This window comes from Dyadobacter luteus (genome assembly GCF_003383615.1).
In the GTDB taxonomy this organism is placed as follows: Bacteria; Bacteroidota; Bacteroidia; order Cytophagales; family Spirosomataceae; genus Dyadobacter; species Dyadobacter luteus.
On the sequence record NZ_QNUL01000004.1, the window covers coordinates 384,514 to 406,457 of the forward strand.

Below are 21,944 nucleotides of genomic sequence, written 5' to 3' on the forward strand. Positions count from 1 at the left end.
AATTTTAGTTTGCAAATAAGAAAGAGATGACAGATAATTTATCAATTTAATCGGGCTGACCCAGCGATTTTTTTGTCTCATGACGTTTTCTGAAAGCCGCTCGCGGTTGCAGATAACGGTCAGCTTATTTGCCATAAAGCTATTTGATAGCCAAGACACCCGGTTAGCGTATAGCTTACCTGAAGCTGATATTCTGAGAAAATAGCAGGGATGTTACTAATTAGGTAAGCATTGGAAAATTCACTGTTTAGAGGTGTTACATTCCCATCAGTATCTTGAAAACTTAGGTGATCACCCAGACTTATTCCAAGCACGAACACCTCACAATGAGCAAGAACCTGCCGGGAATGGGCCTTCAACAACCCGCACTTATACTGCAGTGCCGTTGTTGACAATCTATTTTACACACTATTTGTTATCCTGGTCATAAACTCTGTTTCATTATGAGAGAAACTACGGCTTCTGGCACATTTTTAGCGGGAGCGACGGCTCATTCAAACTGTTTAAAGATATGAGCTCGAAGTACAATGAAGATTCTAATGATGGTTTTGCTCTCGGGCTTTTGGTTGGAGCTACAATAGGTGCATTGACTGCCTTATTATTTGCTCCAAAATCCGGAGCAGAAACTCGCGCCCAACTTAAAGATCTGGCAGATCAGCAAAAAGATAAGTTACGTGAAAAATGGGAAGATACTAAAATCAATGCGGCAATTGCTGTTGATGACCTCAGAAGCAGATTGGATAATGCAGCAGATCAAGCAAAGCATGCCGTTGATGAATATGCGCATAAAGCCAATACAGCGGTTGATCAATTGGCAGACGATACAAAAACGATGGTTACCGGATTTCAAAAGCGCTATTGACTAAAGGGACTGTATGTTGAGGGGTAAAATTTCTCAGTATGATTGCTAATGATAGCCATCATGAATCTTATTATTTCACATACAGTAGCTATCGAACTACGGCCCGAAAAATATAAGCCCCGATCAAGTCAACATCAGCCTTAGTTGGGGTTTATATTATAGGTAGCAATACAGGGGCATTGGCTTTAATTTTCGTATTATCAAACCTATTCCGCACCGGCCTGTTGATTGATATACGACTCTGCTAGCTTGGTTATCAGATGATCGATCTCTGCTCCCTAAGCTACGCTATATCTCCGTAAGCGGACATTTAATATTTCTGGGGTGTTCCGCAGTTTCACCCGACCTGTGCAATAAGTTTTTTATGCTGTGTTTGCACTTTTCTTCGTAGCCATAATCGTTACGTCAGGATGAATTATTAGAATTTCTATACACTTGTAAAAATCCGTGAAAGCATAATTGTATCAGTGGCCGATATACGGCTGTCTGCTATGTAATTGAAATTCTGTCGAAAGTTTCGTTTTTGCACTGACTTTGCCACCTGATGATTAAAATCTGCTAATAAGGAAGATAGACACTAAACAGCGCGCCGTTACCTGGCTTGCTATCTGCTCTGATAATACCCTTATGGTTATCGACAACTCGTTTCACAGTGGAGAGGCCAATTCCACTGCCGGATTGCGTACTTGTGTTTTGTAGCCTTGTAAAAAGTTGGAAAATAATGTCAGCGAATTCTTGCTGGAAACCTAATCCATTGTCGCGTACTTGTATTTGGTGATATTGGACTCCGTTTTCCAAATATGGAACTGAAGAAATTTCAACGTGTAATGGAATTGAAGGATCTCTATACTTTAAGGAGTTACTTATCAAATTAAGAAACATTTGGTAAAGCTGCCTTTTATAACCAGCGATAACGGGTAAGTCATTAAAGGTGAAAGAAGCATTGCTTTCTCGAATGCGAATTTCCAGATCTTCTAGTACCTGACTCACATTCTCATTGAGATCGACTGGCTCTTTGGATGGAGGCACCAAGCTCAATTGCGAATACTGCAGCAAGTCATCAGTCAATTTTCCCATTCGCTCCGCCGATGATATGATCCTGTTGAACATCATCAGGTTTTGTTCAGTCAATTTTTCTCCAAGTTGATCTTGCAACATATTTGCAAACATTTGGATTTTTCTTAAAGGCTCTTTTAAATCATGGGAAGCAGCATGCGCAAAGGCTTCGAGATTCTGGTTGGATTTCTCCAAATCAGTGATCTTATTGAGCAACTCAAATTCAAGGTATTTCAGCTTGGTGTAATCTGCAAAGTGCAAAATAACTTCCTCTCCCATTTTAATCGCTGTCATTTCATTATATAAATCCAATCCATCTTGGTCATAATGAATCATCCAGGTGTTAGATTCTCCAGTTAAGAAGGTTGCAACTACGTTGCTGAAGCTTGTGGTATTTAAATATCCGGGAAATACATCACTTACTTTGCACCCACTGATTTGTTTGGGCGTTGTGTTCGCATAGGAGGCATACGCTTGATTTGTCAGATTAAACCGAAAATCAACAATTTCACCTTTTTCATAGACTGGCGAGAGTACTTGCAGAGGCTGTTTGAACGAATTGATGATATCTTGCAGGTATTTGTTCGCCTGCATGACGGAAGTATTTGCTTGATTTAGCTCGTTTGTTCTTTGCTGAACTGACTCCTGAATCATTTTCTTCGCTGTCACAGCAGGAGTTGTTTCCAAAGATGTAACCAACACTCCCTCAATGCTACCACTTTCTGCAAAGATTGGGCTATGGCTAAAGGTCCAGTAAACATCTTCCATTTGGCCATTTCTTTCTATGGGTATTAATCTGTTTTCGAACCACGATGGCGTCCCTGTAGCATATACGCTGTCGATTAATGAAGCAGTTGTTTCCCAGACTTCTGGCCACACTTCGATCGCAGGCTTTCCTATTGCAGGATGCTTACCAGATGTTCCCAGACTATGCCGGTAGGCATCGTTGTAAAAGCAAATTTTATCCGGTCCCCAGAATACAAACATTGGAAAAGCAGAATTTAACACAATTCCTAATGTCGTTTTTAGGCTGGCGGGCCATAGCCGGATAGGTCCCAATGAGGATTTATTCCAGTCGTAAAGAAGGATGAGTTGACCAATTTCGCCTGCGTTTACTAAAAAACTGGTTTCTGTGCCGATTCTTTGCTTATCCAATGCGTCCACGTATAAAATTGTAAAAAATCAAATTTCTGACTTAAATATAGCTTTTTTGCTATGATCGGTTACATAATTATTGTTTTGATTAAAACTATTACTATGAAAGGAATTATTGGATAGAAGATTTACTCGATTTAATAAGTCTTACATTCTGCAAGTCGCTTAGAACTTGTCTCTTATCAAAGCATGTTTGGCGGCTTAATTTGATAGGATCTGAATTACACCTTAAGCACCTTGTTACTGAAAGTATTGGTGTCGTAAGGTTACTTTTCCTGATCCCCTCCAGCGGTAGTATCTTTCATTTTTACATATTGCAATTATAATCACATGATTATATCGATTCAATAGGGATAAAAATTTATCCCTTATGCGAGGCGTAAGTCCCTATCTGGTGACGCTTATACTACCTCAGAAATTTGTCTTGGACAAATCGGCGGGCTGATGGATTCTAACTTTTAAAAAATGAGTTATCAGGAAAAATCGCATAGCTAACCAGAGTCTGCAAGGGAGTCGGCAACGCCATTGCAGACGGCCTTACGAAAGCCTGAGCAATTGTTATTGTAACTGCAAGGAAGTTACAGGAATAAGGAAGTACTAGGGTGCTTCGTCGTAATAGATTAATTAGTTTGGTTACCGCCTACAGACTGCTTATTTCAGCAGATTGTTCATAAGTAAAACCGTCGCATTTCAATTAGGAGATTATTTTATAAAATATTCAGAGTGAGTTTTAACATGTGGTCGCATACATGGATATAGTATCGAGAGTAGTATTAACTGATTCTAAGAGATTTTTTGCTTAGTATGCGCATTGAGAAGGAAACTCTCAAGTGTATACAGACCGGGATTTTTTAGAATCTGGAACCTTGCTGAGCAACTCCATACGCTTATTAGTGGCGGCAAAAGAAAGTCCATAAACGACGTTTATAGCTTTGACCGGCTTGTAGTTCAGATGAAATGTCACTCTCAAAACCCAGATAGGTGCTGTCGATCTGCTGACCTTGGTGCACATGCCCTGCTGTCTAACTACTGTGAAAATCTTGGTGTTTAAAGCTACTTCAATTCATTTTTCACAAATATGTTTTTTAGAGCGAGTTAATCTTATCATTTTGCTTGTACAATAAATCGCACAATCCAAAGCTGCCCGCTTTTGCAGACAGCTTTGTTGTGCGATTTAAAAAGGGCCTTTGTGATTGATGCGGTCTGCATTCTGGGATTGGCCTGGCATTTCACCACGCTGACCTTTGGCAGGAAGCTCAGTGGCATTCTCCCGGTGATACCAATCCGGCGTGAGTGCTTTAGGGGACGAATCGCCTGTCTGTTGCTTCCACTGCAGCAATACCCGTTTAAGAGCAGCTATTTGTTTGTTATAGACAGGGTCTGCAATTAGATTCCTGGCTTGCAACGGATCTTTTCGGTTGTCAAAAAACTCTTCTGCCGGCCTGGGGGAAAGAAAGATTTCGTTTTGATAGGCAGTGATGTTTCCGTCAGCTTTGGCCTTTTTCAGCGCCAGGGCGGAAGGACTCTGATTGGCATCAATAGGGCCTTCATTGGTCAGTAGTGGTCTTTCATTTACCAGATAAAGAAAGTCTTTCGATCTTACAGACCGCTCCAAACCCTGGTAATCGTGCCAGTTGTGTTCACCGAAAACATAATTACGGAAATCGGCTTTGGGATTGTTGAACAGTTTAGAGAAACTGACACCCTGAACTGTTTGGGGTGATTCAACGCCTGCCACTTCAAGCAGCGTTGGGGCAATATCGATGCTGCTGACAAGCGCATCAACACTCTCACCTTGGCCTTGAATCCCCTTTGGCCATTGGATCACAAAAGGTGTTCTTAATCCTCTGTCCAATACCCTGGTTTTAGCTCCGGGGAAAGCGCGGGCATTGTCAGCGGTGAATATAATGATCGTGTTATCGGCAATACCTTGTCTTTTCAGTTCAGCTTGCAGCTCACCGATATAATCGTCGATTCGCGTGATCTCGTTGTAATAGTAGGCAAGATCCTGACGGGTTTCTTTGGTATCAACCAGCGAGGGCGGCACTACTACATCCTGTGGTTTGTAAGGATTTTTAAATTCGTCGTTAGCTGACCATTCCCTGTGTGCATCATAGGGAGCGAGCCAAAAGAAAAAAGGTTTGTCAGTCGGCCTTGCTTTAAGCAGGCTCAGCCATTGCTTTTCTCCACCGGCTCCGTTTACACCCTTATCTACTAACAGGGTATCATACGCTCTCTTCGAGTTTTCGCCCTCATGCCATTTTCCAGCCAATGCGGAATAGTAGCCTGCTTTTTTGAGCAGCTCGGGAAAGTAGGTCAGGTGCTGTGGAAGTGGCGTATGCAGCTCAGCGGCTCCGGTATTGTGCGGATAGCGCCCGGTGAGTATGCTCGTCCGGCTTGGACTACAGGAACTCGCTGTCAAAAACAGATTGTCAAATTTCAAACCGTTTTTAGCCAATTTGTCAATATTCGGAGTACGTATCGCCTTGTTTCCGTAAATGCCAATGTCTTCTGCGCTGATATCATCTCCGATGATCAGTATAATGTTCGGAGGACTGCCAGGACCTACTTCTTTTTTAGCCTTGGCCTGGACATCTATGCAGAAAAGTGCAAGCACGATATATAGGAATTGATGCCGGATCATACTATTTTTCATATAAGATAGCGCTTATTTATCAGTTTTTTCTTCGAGCCGGCTCAATAAGAATTCGGCCGCATTAGAATCATATTCTGAGGCTTTGTTTTTGGAAAGCTGTATCAGATCCTTTCTGATTGGTTCCAGTTCAGCCGGACTGACCACGGTCAGCGCGCTGAGAATCTGTACACGAAGCATTGTGTTGCTACTTGACAGGTTCCGATACCATGCGCTCAGCGCTTTATCTTTATCACCAAGCTTGTAAAGAGCTTCAGCGGCAGCCACCTGCACGTAATCCGTGGGGTCATCAAGTAGTTTGATCAGCTGTTTGGAAGCTGTTTTTGCCCGGTCTGCCAATACCAATGCGCCGGTGGCTGCCCAGTAACGTATGACTGGATCTTTATCTGACATGCTTTTGATCAGCAGTGGTAGCTTTGACTGGTCTCTGGAGGATGCTGCAACCGCAATTTTGAGCACTTGATTGATATCGTATTTGCCCGAACGCGCATAGTCATAGGGAGTGGTCGTTTTCGAGATATCTTCAAGGCCCGATTCAGGAATAAAACCAGGGTCATTCAAACTGATAATCTTGTCAAATGTATCTTTTCTCAATGTTTCCAATACCTGTTTGAATTCCGGTTTGTCTGCCAGGTTAATGACATTATCAGCATCAGCAGAAACATCGTAGAGCTCTTCTGATGGTTTCTCTTTGAAGAATGCAGATTGGATTTGATTGAGCCTACCTGCTTTGAACTCCCGTTCCCAGGACTGCATTGAAGAGGCCATCCACATGAATTTGATATGTTGTCCGTAGATTTTGTGCGGCATGAAGTTGGCCACATAACGGTACTTTTTGTCACGGACAGTGCGGACCAGATCAATTCCGGCATCCATTCTGCCCCTTGATCCGAAGGCCAGTGCTTTTTCATCTTCTGGTCTGACCGATGCACCCAAAAATGCTTTCCCTTGCATGTACTTTGGAATAGTTATTCCAGCCAGACTAAGCACTGTAGGGGCAAAGTCAGTAAAGTCAACCAAACGGTCAGTTGCTGATCCCGCTTTAAGTGGACTTGCCGCACGGTACCTTTCAGGAATTCTGATTATTAATGGAATACGAAGACCCGACTCGTTCATGAATCTTTTACTTCTTGCCAATATTCCTCCGTTGTCGGCATAATAAAACACAATCGTGTTCTGTGAGAGTCCCTGCTTATCGAGCTCTTGCAGAATTTTGCCTACCTGAGCATCCATTTGCTGCATTTTATCATAGTAAAGGGCCCAGTCGTGCTTCATCTCTGCAGTCTTGGGGTGGTAGGCAGGTATGCGGACTTTTTCCGGGTCATGCTCAGGTGTTGGCTCCTGTAGCTGAACCGTATTGGCCTGCTGTGCTGAGGCAAACTGAGCATACATTTGCCGTTTGGCAGCAGCAGGAAATATCGAGCTCTCATGGGTTGTTTCAAGATTGAATACGGCAAAAAATGGCTGACCTGGTGCTCTGTTCAGGTAAGTGGCCTGTTTACTGGATTCATCCCATGCTTCTGTCTGGTCGGTTGTGTTATAGTCCTTTTTTGCATTGTTGGTTGTATAATATCCCGCCTCACGTAGGTAACGCGGAAAGAATTTGACAAAAGAGGGTACCGGATAATTGCTTCGCATATTCTCTGTGCCCATTGAGGAGGGGTACATACCTGTAATGAGCGTAGAGCGGGACGGCGCGCAAACTGCGGCAGTACAAAAAGCATTCTGATAAAGAATTCCTTCTGAAGCCAGCTTGTCGAGTACCGGTGTTGTGGCAAACTGATCACTATAGGCACCGATAAAAGGACTGTTGTCTTCGCTGACGATCCACAATATATTCGGCCGTTGATCAGGCTGGCTCACAGCTCTGCTGGCAAGTACTGTACTTGCCAGCAGAAGAATAAAACTTTTAAGTCTCATGGGTTTTGTGTGATAGCCGGGTTAACGTCAATCGCGCTTTGGGGTATGGGGAAAAGCAATTTGTCAGCTGAAATCGTAATGCCCTTGCTGCTCAAAACGCTGGCGGCCCGTTTTGTTCTAACTAAATCGAAAAACCGGTGAAATTCAAAAGCGAGTTCTACGCGGCGCTCATGTTCAATCGCCAGGGCAAGTGTATTGTATTTGGACGGGTATGCGGCCTGGCCGTAGGCAGGCAGACCAACTCTGGCACGAACCTGATTCAGATAGGTGACCTGCTCTGTGGCTTCTGCATACAACAAAAGAACATCAGCATAACGGATAATTTCAAAGTTCTGACCGGCATATCTCCATTGCGGGTCAAAAAATTTAAGCGTGAAAGGATAAGCGATAAACTGATTTGTCTGCAGGTCGGTGTAGCCAGGGTAAATCGAAAGCTCTTTTCTTGGATCATTGGTTTCAAATTCACCGATCAGATCTGCGGTTGGTGTATTGAGGCCATCTCCGCGAAATGTCTCTGTACTTTGAGGTAAATGGAAAGCAAAGTGGAACGGTGTGTAAGCCTGTTGATGCAGGCTATTGACCTGGTTTTGGCCAGCCAGATACTGCGCTTCCAGAATAGATTCTTTTGAATTCTTAGTATCTGCTTTGAAAAGATGGGCAAAGTCGGCAGTGTTTACGGCCCCATCCCTGTTGGCATCCAATGAGAATAATCCACTGTCTATAATTTCTTTTAATTCAGCTGCGGCTTTGACTTTATCGCCCTGTAGAAGATACAGCTTTCCAAGAAGAGCCCCGGCTGCATATTTAGTAGCCCGCCCGATATCTGTGCCAGTGTAGCTGGCAGGGAGAACTGATTTTGAAAAACTCAGATCTGAGATGATCTGCTGGTAAACTGTTTCCTTTTTCTCTCTTGCATATTGGTAGCTCTCGGTTGGAGAGACCACAGTAAGTGGCAATGGTACATCACCCCAGGCTTGCACGAGATTGAAAAGAATCACTGCGCGTACCAGTCTGGCTTCTGCTTTCAGGCGCTCTTTTAAAGCAGGCTGGGCGAAGCTCACTTCTGTTTTTTCAAGTTGAAGCAGCACGTTGTTTGTGATATACAAGCCGTTGTATGCAGTTTCCCATGCCAGTTTGAGTTTGCCGTTATCAGGCAGAATTTTGTGTTTATTGATCTCTTCAGGGAACGCATTGGCCCCGCTCGTAAATTCAATATAGACGTTGTCTGAGTAGAGCTCTCCGTAAAGATCTGCAATACCGCCAGCATCATACAGCCTGCCCAGCTGCCGGTACACATCGTTGGTGGCCTGCACGAGCTGAGTTTCTGTTTTGTAAAAGCTCGCATCGGTGAGCCGCGTCTCGGGGTACAAATCTAGCAGGCTCTCAGAGCAGGAGGCCAGCAGGATACTCAGGGAGAGAACAATATATCTGTTTATATTTTTCATAAAGCTTTCTGGGATTAAAGGCCGATATTGATACCAAATGAATACACTTTGGCAGTAGGATAGGGGTTGGCATTTACACCTCTTCGGGAGGCGTCGGTCATATCACCGCTAAAGTTTTCAGGATCGTAAACCGGGATATTTTTGTGCGTGAACAAATTTTGTCCCGTCAGGTAAATCCGAAGAGAGGACACCTTGATCTTTTCAAGAACAGCAGCAGCAAATGTATAGCCCAGTGTCAGGCTTTTTAATCGGAAGTACGAGCCATCCTGAATCCAGTAACTTGACGGTGTTTTTTCGTATCCGTTCTGGTCTACAGATAATTTGTAGTGGTAACCGTCTCCGGGTTCAGCCTCTGAGCGCCATCTGTTGACCGCGCTTTTGTAATAGTTGCGGCCCTCGTGATAAAGCAGTGAACGGTGAATATTTTCGTCAAGTACATCATTGCCCTGTACGCCCTGAAGCAGAAAACTCAGGTCTATCCCTTTAAAAGAGAAATTATTGGTAAGTCCCCATATAAAATCAGGATTGTAATTGCCGATCAGTGTACGGTCGTTTGCATCCAGTTTGCCGTCTGCGTTCACGTCCTTATATCTGCCGTCTCCGGGAGTGGCTGTGCTGTAATGAGCCGGATCAGCATCAATCTCACCCTGGTTTTTATAGACACCTGCATATTCGTAGCCGTAATAGCTGAATATAGGACTACCCACCTGATTGATTTTTTGCATGCCGCTGAACACAGCAGGCGTGAAAATCATAGGAGCATTGTCTGGTCCCAGTGCCAACAGCTGATTGCGGTTGCCGGAGATATTGAATTTCGTGCTCCATTTAAAGCTGCCTTTAGAAATGTTGTGTGTCGTTATACCCAGCTCTATTCCCTTATTTTCAAGTTTTCCAATGTTTTTAAATACACTTGTAAATCCTGATACGACCGGCACTGGCACATCCAGTAACAGTCCGTCGGAAACAGATCTGTAAAAGTCTGCTTCCAGGTTGATCCTGTTGGAAAGAATACCCAGGTCAACGCCGATGTTGAACTGCTGGGTTCGTTCCCACTGCAGATCCGGATTGGTGATCGCAGAAGGGTAGTAGGAAGCTCCAAGCGTGCTGCCAAATGCAACACGTCCCTGTTGAACAGAACCTATCCAGCGGTAATCGTCGAAGCGGTCGTTACCTGTGAAACCATAACTCGCTCTGATCTTCAGCTGGCTGATCTGCGGCACAGACTGAAGAAAATCCTCCTGTGATACCACCCAGCCTGCTGACACTGCCGGAAAGAGTCCCCATTTGTTATTAGGTGCGAAACGAGAAGAGCCGTCTGTTCGTAGACTTGCAGAAAGCAAGTATTTTTCTTTGAAGTTATAGTTAACGCGTCCGAAATAAGAAATCAGAGCACTTTTGTTTTTGTTATCCATGGACTGGAAAACAGTACGTCCTGCGCTGAGTGCTTTGAGCTCATCGTTGTCATATCCGCGTCTTTCCTGCAGCGTATAATAGTAATTGCTCGAATTGTATTCAGCACCCAGCAAGACTGAGACGTTATGATTGCCTATTGTTTTGTCATAAGTCAGAAGGTTCTGATAGGTGAAATTCAGCGTTCTTGCGTTGGCTACAGACATACTGCCTTCTGTGTAATAAGCTGGCCCGAGCTGGTGATCTCTGGCTGCATAGGTGTTGTCGTCGGTGCGGTTGTAAAAATAATTCAGTGCACTTTTAAAATTCAGGCCCGGTAATAATTTGATCGCTGCGAAGGCATTTCCCAGTGCATTGAAACGCCGATGGTGAATGTCATCTGTAATCCGGTATAATGGGTGACCATTTTGCGGACGGAATAAAATTGCATTGTAGTTCTCAAATCCGGGCTGATTGGCAGGAGCCCCCAGATATCCGTTGGCACTGTAGACAGGATAAATGGAAGGATACTGAACTGCCCATTCCGCAATTCTGTTGAAAGGCTCTTGTTCGTGATCCAAGGCCAGGTTTACCGAACCTCCGATTTCGAGCCAGTTGGTTACTTTCGTGTTTGTGTTTAAGCCCAACGTGTATTTGCTGTATTCAGAAGTTTGAATAATTCCCTTCTGCTTTACAAATCCTGCTGATACCAGATAGGCGGATTTATCAGAGCCTCCGCTTACGCTCAGATCCAGCTTATTGATAGGAGTAACGCTATAGATTTCATCCTGCCAGTCGGTATTGACCAGGTTTTCAGGATTATCAAACGCGGCAGGCCAGGTGTATTTATACTGTTTTCTGGCTGCAAGCGTATTGGGTGCTGAAGGGTCGCCACCACTTTTGATCCAGCCATTTTGAGCAGCGTCGATAGAAGCCTGCGCATATTCGGCCGAGTTCATCACCGGTATTTTATCGATCACCTGCTGAAGACCGCTCACAAAGTTAAGGTCCAGTTTGGCATGGCCGGATTTTCCTTTTTTTGTCGTGATCAGAATCACGCCGTTCGCCCCTCTTGACCCGTAGATAGCAGCCGAGGAAGCGTCTTTGAGTACTTCTATCGATTCAATGATGGCCGGGTTGATCAAATTCAGATCGTAATTGGGTGTAGGAAGGCCGTCCACGACGATAAGTGGCGTGCTACCGGCAGAAACCGAGTTGATTCCTCTCACCTGAATTGAAGTGGATGTTCCCGGGCGCCCGTTGGCGGTGATTACCTGCACGCCAGAGATTTGTCCGTAGAGTGCCTGACCTACTTCCGCGGCCGGCCGGCCGGCAATCTCCTTGTCAATTTTAACTGTTCCGACAGATCCGGTAATGTCTGCTTTTTTCTGAGTGCCATATCCAACAACGAGCACCTCATTCAGGTTTTGCAGATCATTTTGCAATGTAACATTGATCACTGACTGCTTGCCCACTGAGACTTCCTGGCCAACAAAGCCAATAAAGGAAAATACCAATACGGCGTTTTCTTCATCTACGACCGAAAGGCTATACTTCCCGTCCTGATCTGTGACAATCCCTTTCGTTGAATTTTTAACCAGAATACTCACCCCGATCAAAGGTTCATTGTTTTGATCTGTTACCCTTCCGCCTATAACCCTTTCGGTAAGCGGTGAGCTTGAAGGCGTTTTTACCTCTACTGGCTGTGGTCCCGCAGCAGCTGGCTGGACCTGGGTACGCAGAACAATCACCTTTGAGGTAGCTTGATAGCTGATTCCAAGAGGCCGAAGATAGCTGTCGAGCACCTGACCGATGGGTTCATTAACCACTTTCACAGAGACCTTCCGGCCTGCATCAATCAGCTTCGGACTGAAAACAAACCGGACATCAGCCTGCTTTTCGATTTGCTGCAGCAGATGACTGATTTTTTGTTCTTTCAGATTCAGATTAATTTTTCTGCTCAGAAGATCCTGAGCATGACTTTTGGCTGCAAATGCGCTTTGCAAAAAGCCGATAGCCAGAAGCATGTGTAGCAGCCCGATTTTCATAAGCCGGATCCATTGATTGTTAGCAAATACACTTTTTTGCATACCTTTAAGGGGTTTTGTTATGGTAGAACATGTAATAAAACTTACCGAAAGAGTCTGCAGATCGTCGAAAATTCACAGACTATTCGGGCAACATAGGGCCGGTGTTGTTGCAAGCAACGCCGGCTTTAACTTGATATAGTGTCTTGTTGAGTTGTTTGAAAATGCTTTGTGCAGGTCTTATTCTTTGGGGTCAACAACCCTGACCTGTAACGGTAATCTGGTTTTCGTTGATTGTGTAGGATGCGTTGATGGCAAGACAAATTGCATCCAGCTTTTCGAGCAGATGTAAATCGGTCAGGTTAGCCATTACAGCGCAATTGCTCAATTTCTGTTGATCGAAGTCGATGACGATCCCGTAGGATTTACTGAGTTTTTCAAAGAGTTCAGATACAGGTATCTCCATTAGCTGCTCATCCTGAACAGCAGGTCCCTGCTTTAAAATACTTTTTTGAAAGCTGTTGTCATTTTTTGCCAGTTGTAGCTGTTGATTGGCCTGCAGAAGGCTTACAGGCTTGGTTAACCTATCTTCTTTGTCTTGCTTGTATACAGCCACTTTGCCTGTTTTTACCAAAACTGTTACCCTTTCATCGTGCTCAAATGCCCGGATATTAAAACTGGTCCCCAGTACCTTTGTCACAGAGCCGCCCGCATGAACGAAAAAGGGTTTTTCAGGATTTTTGCTGATCTCAAAAAAAGCTTCACCCACCAGATTCAGTTCTCTTTTATGTGCTTCAAAGGTGATAGGATAGGTAATATAACTGCCCGGTTTAAGGACTACAGCGCTACCATCCTGCAGACGGATAAGTTTTGCCACTGCAGTGTTATTCTCTTTGCGAACCATCTGCACGCTGTTCGCAGCAGCGGAAGGTTTATTCAAGATCATTTTGCCCAGCATAAACAGTCCTATAATGACGGTAACAGATGCGGCAATTCTTGTAAGTATGGATACAGGGACAATCCGGGAAGCTCGCCGGGTCTTGCGGGAGGTTACAGATAATATCTGCTCAACAGCCTGCTGGAATTCTTGCTCAGTGAGTGATACGTTGGCGATTCCAACTGAGCGGATAACATCCTGCGCTTCACAGAATAGCTCTGCTTTCTGGGGATGCGACTGTATCAAGGAATTCAGTTCGAGCTGCTGTGCACTGGTCGGATTCAGTGTTATTTGTCTGAAACTGTCGTCTGACAAAAGCTGCTCAAGTGAATAATTCAGATACTTGTCCATGTCTTTGGTTTTTTCTTTCAAACCCCATTAGACACAAGGTCGGGACACATACCCTGTTTGCAGGAAAAAAAATCAAAAAAAGTATATTATTGTTGAAATGCCAGACTCAGAATGATTCCTGAGAGATGGTAACTTGCAGAAATCCAGTTGTTTTTGATATGGGTAAAAGATTTTTGCAAAAAGTTGGATACAGACTGTGGGGTAATCTGCATCACCTCGGCAATCTGGTTACGATCAAGTTCCTGAAAAAAGCGCAGGTAAATCACCTCCTTTTGCCTGTCGGGCAGTGTGTTAAGCATAGCTGCGATTTTTTCAGACAGAAACATGTTTTTCTCGTTTTCTATCAGTGTTTGCTCGACGTTAAATATAGGGTCAAAAACAGAGTCGGGCTCAATATTATTGAATTCGATCAGCTCATGTTGAACCTTGCGGTGGATTCGCCGGCGCAGTGAAGCGAGCAAATAAGCTCTGACAGGAATGGTGCTATCCAGGTTGTGGCGCTTTTCCCAGACATTTAAAAATACATCCTGAATACAATCCTTTACCAGGTCTTTGTTTTTATTAAACTTCGAACCATACTGAAACATCAGCGGGTAGGTTTGGCCTACCAGCGTTTCATATGCTATGGAATTACCTGCAATAAACGAATGCCATAATTCCTCTTCAGATAGAGTTTGGGGCATGAACTTGTATTTAGCGATAACTTAAATGCCGGAATAGATATCCCGAATCGCAAATATATACATTAAGTTATATTCCCCATAGAATTTATAGAGTATAAAAGAACAATTTGCTTGTTAGCGAATAAATCTACCTTGTTTAGCAGAGCATTGCGGTTTTTAGATTATACTGAATCCCGGTAAATGATCCAGCGAAAAGAATCAGAGATAAATCGTGCTAATGCCTGGCAGCAGCCTTGATAGGGTGTAAAAGAGTATTCAGACAGGTTGTTTACTTTTTTAGTATCTTTACTCAGCAGGTTATCTTTTAATTATGAGACTTGAAGACGAAATAGCTATCAATCAGTTCGCTCAGTCAGTCCGGTCAATAGACGACTTGCTAGCCTCATTTTCAAATTTGGAAGAAAATAGCAAGCGCACAGTTTTGGGTTTTTTATGTAATTTGATATGGCAATCCAAGCCAGTTGATTCAGATGTCAGATTAGCTATTGAGGGTAGTGCTCTCAAACCTACATTTACTCCTTGCGTGCTTCTGCTCACTCACCGTTTGGTAATTGGGTTACCTAAAGTTATAGATTTACCTGATAGCGAGCTCAGAAAGAGCTATATTCTGCTGCTGCATCTTTTTAAAATAGCCTATTTACGCCGGTTTGAAGAGGAAAAAGGATTTTCTGAGAAATGGTGGTATGCCGATCTTTCGGATATTGGATTCGTAAAATCTTTATTAACTACAGGTGATTAATTGAATTAGAGTGGCAACTGTAAGGAAGCAGAAAATTTGTGGCCTTATCTTTTCACGATAACCCAGGATATTTCTATAATCAAAGTCATGACCTATCAAGATTTCGTCTACGGTCAGATCGAAATTGACCAGCCCGTTTTGAATGCGCTTATAAGCACTGCTAGTATGCAGCGGCTTAAAGGTATTTTACAACATGGGATTACCGGGTTTTTAGGAATTACCAAGCCAATTACGCGTTTTGAACATTCAGTTGGAGCTATGCTTTTGGTCCGCCACTCTCAAGCTCCGCTGACCGAGCAGATTGCCGCGGTGCTGCATGATGTGAGCCACACTGCTTTTTCGCACGTAACAGATCATGTTTTCTGCACACCAGCCGGGGAGAGTTTTCATGAAATCATGAAACAGACATTCTTGGCTCAATCGGATATTGCCCAAGTGCTTGCAGATTACGGATATGACTGGCGCGATTTGCTCGACGATTCGGTTTATCCGATCTTGGAGCAGCCTTCACCGTTGCTTTGTGCCGACCGTTTAGATTATTTCTTTCGGGATAGTCTTGCTTTGGAGATAATAACAGGCCAGCAGGTCATTTATATACTTTCGCATCTGGTGATCCGGGAAAAACAAATTGTCGTCAATGACCTTGTCGCTGCGCGGCTTTTGGCACAAGCCTATATGAAGACAGACCAACAATGCTGGTCGAGCCTGCAGGCGATTGGCTTGTACGAACAAACAGCGAGTGCAATTCGCAGAGCTCTCCAAATAGCTGTGATACAAGAATCAGACGTCTGGGGAACTGATCAGGAATTCTGGGATAAACTAAATGCTTCAGAAGATGTCATTTTAAAGGATCAATTATCCAGACTGTCTTCCAAAGCCCTTTTTGTGGAAAGCGCAGAAAGCCCTGATTTTGTGCTCACTCCTAAAATTCGCACTGTTGATCCTTTGGTTTTAGTAGAAGGTAAACTGGCCCCTCTGTCGGTCTTCGATTCATCTTATTTGCAGCTTCGAGAAACATATCTGAACGAAAAGAACAGACCTTTGGCTCTTCAACAGGTGTAATTCTTTTGGCGCAAAAGATGCAGATCTACAGAGCTGTTTTGTCGCTGTATGTGAACCGCTTGGTGAAGCCTATGAACCAAAAGGATAAGCTGAAAATTAGTTCTGTCTTCGGTCAAGTTGCGATAATTTATCTCAATAATATGGATAGTTTGATTAGTACCGTTCGGAGTAATAAGGTGGCTACGACTCTGGGCATTCAGGATTTTAGTCAACTCAAAAAAATCATGGGCGCGGGAATGCCGATGTAATCATGAATATCGTCGGCAATATTTCCTCTGGTCAGGTAACAGGCGATATGGCTAAACAGCTGTCTAAACGCTTTGGGAAAATTATCAGCAAATCCCAACAGCTTGATTCTGCCGTGCTGCCGTCTTCCCGGAAACTTTTAAAATGAAGATAGGAGAGTAGGCTGGGAATTTACTTAGAGGGCTTATTCCTAACAGTGTAACGCATCTGAATAAACGCTTCGTGGATCAACAACCGGCATTTATTCAGATGCTGCCCAGGTCTATGGGAATAGGCTTAACTAACGCCGGGAAAACAAGCTAATGATGAACAGCAGAAGCCATCCGCCAAGCGCGGCGATCACGATATGGCCAAAAAGTCCTGTTCCGCCAATTCCTATTTTTGCAGCTATCCAGCCGCCCAGGACTGACCCTACAATACCAACAATGATATTACCGATTAGTCCAAAACCCCAGCCTTTGAAAAGAATGCCGGCAAGCCAACCGGATACTGCCCCAATCAACAGGAAATACAAAAGATCCATAAGGAAAATGTTTAGATGGTTTAATTGAAAAAGTTGAGTTTTTTATTGAATAGAGTTTCGAAACTATCGTTACTTGCGCAGCCAGGTTATGGCGGACTTTGCAAACCATACTATCAATCCTGGTATCAAACTTAGAGATTCTAATCTTGATATGCTGTCAGTTTAGAATTGATTCTATCGTTAGAAGAACCGTAATTCTAATGCTCTTAGCTCTTCTTTGAAAAGAGATAGATCAGACCGGATAACGATTATGGATGGAGCTATAGGTTGTTAAACCGGCAATCCAGTATCATGAAGGCTATGTAGCAGGCAAAAAACTGAACGGATCATTGTATCGCTTGCAATGTCTTTCGGGAGTTGCAGTCAGATGCCCGACTGCAACTCCCGAAAAAACCTTACAGCTCTGTAACCGTAAATCCTGAAAAGAGGTCATTTCGGATAGTAGCCTGCCCTTCGGATGCTCCGTCACCGGCTACGATTTGCAGTGCCCGTAGTTTTATTGATTCGGTGCCGGCAGTTGCAGTGAAGACCATTTGAATGCTGCCGGAGCTTCCCGTCCCCGGGTTGTAATGTCCGAACAATTCTGCCTTCGCTGAGATATCCAGTGGCTGGTTGTCAGCGGCATTTACTACTCCGAACAATATAGAGCCAAAAGTTCCGAAAGTATTATTGAATTGTGCGCAGTGTAAGTTAGCTGTAATCAGGTAGGTTTTACCCACCGTTAAGTTGGCTACACCGGTTGCGGTATTATAGGGAATTGTGTTGTTTGTCTTGATGACTCCATCTGGAATAATATCGACGCCGGTAGCAACACCCTGGGAATTGGCTGTTCTGGCTACTGCTAGAAATTGTCTGGGCGCAGTGCCCTCTGTAACAACCACATCTCCGGATGCATTTACACCCAATATAGCAGCTCCTGCTGTAGTTGGACTCACATTGGTCAGGTTGGTAAATCTTAACCCGGATTGATTCACTCCATCGGACTTGATCTCCAGCTTATTTCCAGGTGCGGAAGTCCCTACACCCATATTGCCGTTTTCTTTCTGAATGACGGTTTTGTTTCCGGTGACGGCTTCTACTTCCAAATGTAGATTTTCACCAATGACAGTAGGGTTGGAGCCGATCTTGATCTGCGCTGCAACATAAGAGACATGGCCTGATAGAGAAAGGATGCCAACCAGTAAGTAGAGGTTTTTCTTGAAACTGAAATGTTTCGTGAGCATGTGTAATTTAGTTTAAATTGTGAAAGGTGTAAATAAGTTCGGATTAGTAAAATCAGGTATAAATTAATCACCTGGTCAATGATTTGATTGACAGGGTTTTGAAAGTACGCAACAAATGTAAATAGAGTAAGCCGCATTAATTTCGCAGTTATTCTGGTGATTGGTTAGAATTGATTCTGTATCGCTTCTGTAGTGTTTTAGATCATTTGCCAAAGCTTACAAAGCAACAAAAGACTTTTAGTATCAACTGAAATAGAAGTGGAGAAAGGTGAGCTGATTATAACAGCACTTAAAAATGGAGCGAGCTGAACGAAAAAAATCTCCCCGCAAGACTTATTCGCAGGGAGAAAAAAATGAAATGCTTTTCCAGTTGCTCTTTGGAGGCAAGAAGTAGTTGGGAAAATGTCAGAACATCTTGACGATGGATAGAAAGGCATTTTTGACAACAACGTATTGCGCAGGTCCTCCATCATAGTTAACAGTAACATAAATATCAACTACAGAACCAGCTGGTAGATATGCCTGCCAGAACGAGGATAGAACTGGGCCAGTCTTATCATCTATGTTCAGGTAATTATTGAAAACTTGCCATGGGTGCAGGTAAAATACGACATCGGTAGTACGAGGGAAAGGCAATGTGCCAACTATTCCTGCGCCGGCAAAAACTCTGTAATAACCACTTTCCTGTATAGTATATTGCTTAGTAGCAGGATTGTAGCCGGGCAGGGAGCCAGGCCTCACCGCCAATGGAATACGATCTTTAAGTACGTTGAATGTGCCCTCCCAACCAGTCACTACGTATGGATCCGGTCCCTGTTCACCCACAAAGACTGTCTCTTCAACACGAATTGCTGCTGGTGGAGTCCATGTTGCAACTCCATTGGCATCTGAGGTCAGGATCCTGCCTGCCCCTTGCGAACCATCCGCAACAGTCATTTTTCCGTTTGTTTTGTTAATACTGATTTTATTCCCGGTAGTTGAGCTCTCTACTTCAAGATTGTTTGCAGGATCAATTACAGTTGGGTTAGCTCCTATCTTGACCTGTCCAAATGAAGAAAATGACAGGATGAATATTGTAAAAAACAATAAAATTGTAGTGTGTCTCATTAGTTTAAGTTTTAAAGTGTGATATGAAATGTAAAGTCTGTCACTTTGATGAAGGCAAATTCTGCAAGTGCCTTCATCAAAGCGACAAATTGGATTCTTGCTTGCTCTCTGTTAATGTCAATATGAGCTTAATAAGCAAGTTTAACAATAGTCAGATATCCCTTGTCTACCTCCACCTCCTGAGTGGAGCCACCTGGTATGCTGGATACTGACGTTACAGTAACACTTACCAGTTCACCGGCTGCGAGGTAGCCATCCCAAACCACAGATAATACTGGCCCAACGACATTGTTGATACCATCATAAGTATTCAGGGTTCGGAAGGGGAAAAGACACACTGTCGCAACCGTTGTCTGAGGTGGAGCTGAGGTGCCGTTCAAAGCTGCTCCGGCAAAAATCCGGTAGTTACCACTTTCTTGTATTGTATATTGTTTTGTGTTAGAGTCGTAGCCAGGAGATGATCCTAGTACAGAGACCAGCGGTATCCGATCCTTTACAGCATTGAATACATTATTCCAGTTTGTAATAGTATATTTCTGCGATGACTGCCTACCAACGAAAACAGTCTTGTCTATTTGCAGTTGGCTTGGTGTTTGCCAGCTTGCTCCACCCTGCGCGTCAGAGGTCAATACTTTACCTGTGCCTTGTGTGCCATCCGCCACAGTTAGCTGGCCTGACGTTTTATCTACTTTTAATTTTCTTCCTGTCGTGGATGCTTCTACTTCCAGATTGGAGGTGCTTTCAATCGTAGTTGGGTTCGTTCCAATTTTTACTTGCCCAAAGCCAGTAAGAGAAATAGCAAAAAAGCTAATAATCAAATAAGTTTTAAGTAGTGTGGATTTTCTCATAGTGTAATTGTTTGTGTGTGATAAATTGGTTTTTAATAATTGAATTTACTGTTTTAATCGAAGTGTCACTGAATTGTTCATGAATCGGCAATCTGGCTTGTTTATTAGAAGGGAAATGGGGATATGTAATGTTGTATATGATTTATCATGTTTATATCGTCATAGTTTGTTGAAGCCGTAAAAGTGGTAACAAATGTAGTTACCTGATATTGATTTCCCCTGGTGGATATTCTATTAGATGTTTAGAATATATTCTATATTGATAATTGATTTAAATTGAGCATGATATTTTCATATTCATTTGTGTTTACTACATGCTGCACATATTTCAACACTTATTTTTAAATCTGCTTACTTCGAAATATTTGAAGTTTCCAAGTCGGATAGAAATAAGATGATATTTTTCAATAAAGCAATGATTGTTTAGGAAAGGTATGATAAAAATAACATTCATTAGTATCTAAGTATTATTTATTAGATTAACAAATAGGCATCTATTAGAGATTATTTTTGAATTTAATCCATTTTTCATCATGATGTGCAAAATAATATGTTTCGTTTTTTGAAGATATATATATTATATTAATTTAATATTGGCAATAATTCTAACCGTATATAGAATTGTTACTAATTTTAAATATTTCAGATATTATATACATTTGTTCAATAATGAACTAGTAACCTGTGCTATTATAATGGTTATATTTAGCGGATGATAGTGATTAAGTTATTTAATCATATATAGACATATACGACGTTAATATTGAATCGAAAAATATTTAAAGTTTTTTGCAACGATTTATAATTTAAAAAGAACACATACAAATAGTTTAATTCCCTATTATGATAAAAATATATTACTAAAAAATATCCGGTTTGGTGTTTTATTAAGAGCTCATTAACTATCAACCTTCCTTCTTTAATATTTTTCAAATATATAAAGTTTAGCCTTTCGAAATTATTGGTAAAGTCATTGTTGGTGATTTTAATAAATAGCCCACAGGTTAGTTTATTTATCATATTATAAGAAGTTAGTGATGCTTTTAAACTAGATATATTAGTTGCAGAGTCGGCATTATTAACAACCGATGTTCAGATTCCCCCTACGCTGACAGGCTACTGAACAGCCTATAAATTGCCTGGTCAAAAGCTATTGCTTTTACAAGATGTGACTGAAAGACTTCAAAAGAAATGTAACCAAAAACAATTTAAGCTAAAAAAGTATTACAAATGAAAAATTCAAGACAATTTAAAACCTTCCTTATCGCGGCGTTTGTTGCTGCGTCATCTGGTGCTTTCGCACAGGTAAAAATTGGGTCAAATCCAGTAGTTATTGGTCCCAACAATAACCTTGAAGTTGAAGCGACCAACGGAAACAAGACTGTGATTCTAAAGGATAATGGCAATGTAGGTATTGGTACCACAGCCCCAGGGAATAAAGCTGAAATAAACTCCGGGACGGCTAATACATCTGGCTTGCGATTTACTAATTTGAATGACGCTAGCGGTATTACCACAAATACTAATACTAATTACAATTTAAATGGACGTATTCTTAATATATGGAAAACAGGTAAGTGAAATTACGTTGTCAACTGATGAAGAAATGGTCTCTACCACTTTTTGGATTTTTTGCTGAGCAAGTTCAAGGCTTTCAAAAACTTTGTTTTTTAGATATTTCCGTACTTCCTTGAAAAACCTTTCAACAGGATTTAGTT

16 protein-coding genes are annotated in these 21,944 nt (G+C 42.6%); 5 read left to right on the forward strand and 11 right to left on the reverse strand.

Annotated features, from left to right (window positions below; genetic code table 11):
* Positions 1 to 511: 511 nt before the first annotated feature.
* Entirely contained in the window at positions 512 to 862 is a 351-nt protein-coding gene (locus DSL64_RS08340) for a YtxH domain-containing protein (protein ID WP_115830217.1), read from the forward strand.
* 558 nt (positions 863 to 1,420) lie between these two features.
* On the opposite strand, the gene DSL64_RS08345 is transcribed toward DSL64_RS08340, so the two are convergent.
* The 7 genes from DSL64_RS08345 to DSL64_RS08380 all read right to left on the reverse strand — a co-directional run bounded on the left by DSL64_RS08345 (position 1,421) and on the right by DSL64_RS08380 (position 14,478).
* Positions 1,421 to 3,073, reverse strand: coding sequence for a sensor histidine kinase (locus tag DSL64_RS08345; RefSeq protein WP_147300348.1), 1,653 nt, complete (start codon positions 3,071 to 3,073; stop codon positions 1,421 to 1,423).
* Positions 3,074 to 4,247: 1,174 nt separating this feature from the next.
* A complete protein-coding gene (locus DSL64_RS08355) occupies positions 4,248 to 5,729 on the reverse strand; it encodes a sulfatase family protein (protein ID WP_229217000.1) in 1,482 nt (493 codons plus the stop codon).
* A 12-nt stretch (positions 5,730 to 5,741) separates the two neighbouring features.
* Positions 5,742 to 7,646, reverse strand: a complete 1,905-nt coding sequence (locus DSL64_RS08360; RefSeq protein ID WP_115830221.1) for a sulfatase-like hydrolase/transferase — start codon at positions 7,644 to 7,646, stop codon at positions 5,742 to 5,744.
* Positions 7,643 to 9,091: a RagB/SusD family nutrient uptake outer membrane protein gene (locus tag DSL64_RS08365; RefSeq protein WP_115830222.1), complete on the reverse strand. Its 1,449-nt coding sequence runs from the start codon at positions 9,089 to 9,091 to the stop codon at positions 7,643 to 7,645. The genes DSL64_RS08360 and DSL64_RS08365 overlap by 4 nt, the downstream gene beginning before the upstream one ends.
* A 14-nt stretch (positions 9,092 to 9,105) precedes the next feature.
* Complete coding sequence (locus DSL64_RS08370; RefSeq protein WP_115830224.1) at positions 9,106 to 12,570, reverse strand: TonB-dependent receptor; 3,465 nt, start codon at positions 12,568 to 12,570, stop codon at positions 9,106 to 9,108.
* Between the two features lie 190 nt (positions 12,571 to 12,760).
* On the reverse strand, positions 12,761 to 13,816 hold the full coding sequence (locus tag DSL64_RS08375) for a FecR family protein (RefSeq protein ID WP_158547900.1): 1,056 nt from the start codon (positions 13,814 to 13,816) through the stop codon (positions 12,761 to 12,763).
* Between the two features lie 65 nt (positions 13,817 to 13,881).
* Positions 13,882 to 14,478 (reverse strand): RNA polymerase sigma factor, encoded by a 597-nt coding sequence (locus DSL64_RS08380; RefSeq protein WP_115830226.1) that lies wholly within the window; start codon positions 14,476 to 14,478, stop codon positions 13,882 to 13,884.
* Between the two features lie 310 nt (positions 14,479 to 14,788).
* Here DSL64_RS08380 and DSL64_RS08385 point away from each other — a divergent pair, with 310 nt between their 5' ends.
* The 3 genes from DSL64_RS08385 (at position 14,789) to DSL64_RS08395 (ending at position 16,527) form a co-directional block, all read left to right on the forward strand.
* The gene (locus DSL64_RS08385) at positions 14,789 to 15,217 is read left to right on the forward strand and encodes a DUF5958 family protein (protein WP_115830227.1); all 429 of its coding nucleotides are present in this window, start codon (positions 14,789 to 14,791) and stop codon (positions 15,215 to 15,217) included.
* Positions 15,218 to 15,304: 87 nt separating this feature from the next.
* Complete coding sequence (locus tag DSL64_RS08390) at positions 15,305 to 16,279, forward strand: HD domain-containing protein (RefSeq protein ID WP_115830229.1); 975 nt, start codon at positions 15,305 to 15,307, stop codon at positions 16,277 to 16,279.
* Between the two features lie 17 nt (positions 16,280 to 16,296).
* A complete protein-coding gene (locus tag DSL64_RS08395; RefSeq protein ID WP_199539352.1) occupies positions 16,297 to 16,527 on the forward strand; it encodes a TraM recognition domain-containing protein in 231 nt (76 codons plus the stop codon).
* A 278-nt stretch (positions 16,528 to 16,805) separates the two neighbouring features.
* Here DSL64_RS08395 and DSL64_RS08400 read toward each other — a convergent pair whose 3' ends face one another.
* The 4 genes from DSL64_RS08400 to DSL64_RS08415 all read right to left on the reverse strand — a co-directional run bounded on the left by DSL64_RS08400 (position 16,806) and on the right by DSL64_RS08415 (position 20,226).
* A complete protein-coding gene (locus DSL64_RS08400) occupies positions 16,806 to 17,048 on the reverse strand; it encodes a GlsB/YeaQ/YmgE family stress response membrane protein (protein WP_115830230.1) in 243 nt (80 codons plus the stop codon).
* A gap of 395 nt (positions 17,049 to 17,443) precedes the next feature.
* A complete protein-coding gene (locus DSL64_RS08405; protein ID WP_115830231.1) occupies positions 17,444 to 18,271 on the reverse strand; it encodes a hypothetical protein in 828 nt (275 codons plus the stop codon).
* A gap of 405 nt (positions 18,272 to 18,676) precedes the next feature.
* Positions 18,677 to 19,378 (reverse strand): hypothetical protein, encoded by a 702-nt coding sequence (locus DSL64_RS29265; protein ID WP_229217001.1) that lies wholly within the window; start codon positions 19,376 to 19,378, stop codon positions 18,677 to 18,679.
* 128 nt (positions 19,379 to 19,506) lie between these two features.
* Positions 19,507 to 20,226, reverse strand: coding sequence for a hypothetical protein (locus DSL64_RS08415; protein WP_115830233.1), 720 nt, complete (start codon positions 20,224 to 20,226; stop codon positions 19,507 to 19,509).
* Between the two features lie 1,230 nt (positions 20,227 to 21,456).
* Here DSL64_RS08415 and DSL64_RS08425 point away from each other — a divergent pair.
* Complete coding sequence (locus tag DSL64_RS08425) at positions 21,457 to 21,807, forward strand: hypothetical protein (RefSeq protein WP_115830235.1); 351 nt, start codon at positions 21,457 to 21,459, stop codon at positions 21,805 to 21,807.
* The last annotated feature ends 137 nt before the right edge of the window (positions 21,808 to 21,944 follow it).

Excerpts from the sequence above, each read along its gene's own strand:
- DSL64_RS08340 (WP_115830217.1), top strand. The coding sequence starts at position 512 with ATGAGCTCGAAGTACAATGAAGATTCTAATGATGGTTTTGCTCTCGGG.
- DSL64_RS08355 (WP_229217000.1), bottom strand. The coding sequence starts at position 5,729 with ATGAAAAATAGTATGATCCGGCATCAATTCCTATATATCGTGCTTGCA.
- DSL64_RS08360 (WP_115830221.1), bottom strand. The coding sequence starts at position 7,646 with ATGAGACTTAAAAGTTTTATTCTTCTGCTGGCAAGTACAGTACTTGCC.
- DSL64_RS08365 (WP_115830222.1), bottom strand. The coding sequence starts at position 9,091 with ATGAAAAATATAAACAGATATATTGTTCTCTCCCTGAGTATCCTGCTG.
- DSL64_RS08370 (WP_115830224.1), bottom strand. The coding sequence starts at position 12,570 with ATGCAAAAAAGTGTATTTGCTAACAATCAATGGATCCGGCTTATGAAA.
- DSL64_RS08380 (WP_115830226.1), bottom strand. The coding sequence starts at position 14,478 with ATGCCCCAAACTCTATCTGAAGAGGAATTATGGCATTCGTTTATTGCA.
- DSL64_RS08385 (WP_115830227.1), top strand. The coding sequence starts at position 14,789 with ATGAGACTTGAAGACGAAATAGCTATCAATCAGTTCGCTCAGTCAGTC.
- DSL64_RS08390 (WP_115830229.1), top strand. The coding sequence starts at position 15,305 with ATGACCTATCAAGATTTCGTCTACGGTCAGATCGAAATTGACCAGCCC.
- DSL64_RS08395 (WP_199539352.1), top strand. The coding sequence starts at position 16,297 with ATGCAGATCTACAGAGCTGTTTTGTCGCTGTATGTGAACCGCTTGGTG.
- DSL64_RS08400 (WP_115830230.1), bottom strand. The coding sequence starts at position 17,048 with ATGGATCTTTTGTATTTCCTGTTGATTGGGGCAGTATCCGGTTGGCTT.
- DSL64_RS08405 (WP_115830231.1), bottom strand. The coding sequence starts at position 18,271 with ATGCTCACGAAACATTTCAGTTTCAAGAAAAACCTCTACTTACTGGTT.
- DSL64_RS29265 (WP_229217001.1), bottom strand. The coding sequence starts at position 19,378 with ATGAGACACACTACAATTTTATTGTTTTTTACAATATTCATCCTGTCA.
- DSL64_RS08415 (WP_115830233.1), bottom strand. The coding sequence starts at position 20,226 with ATGAGAAAATCCACACTACTTAAAACTTATTTGATTATTAGCTTTTTT.
- DSL64_RS08425 (WP_115830235.1), top strand. The coding sequence starts at position 21,457 with ATGAAAAATTCAAGACAATTTAAAACCTTCCTTATCGCGGCGTTTGTT.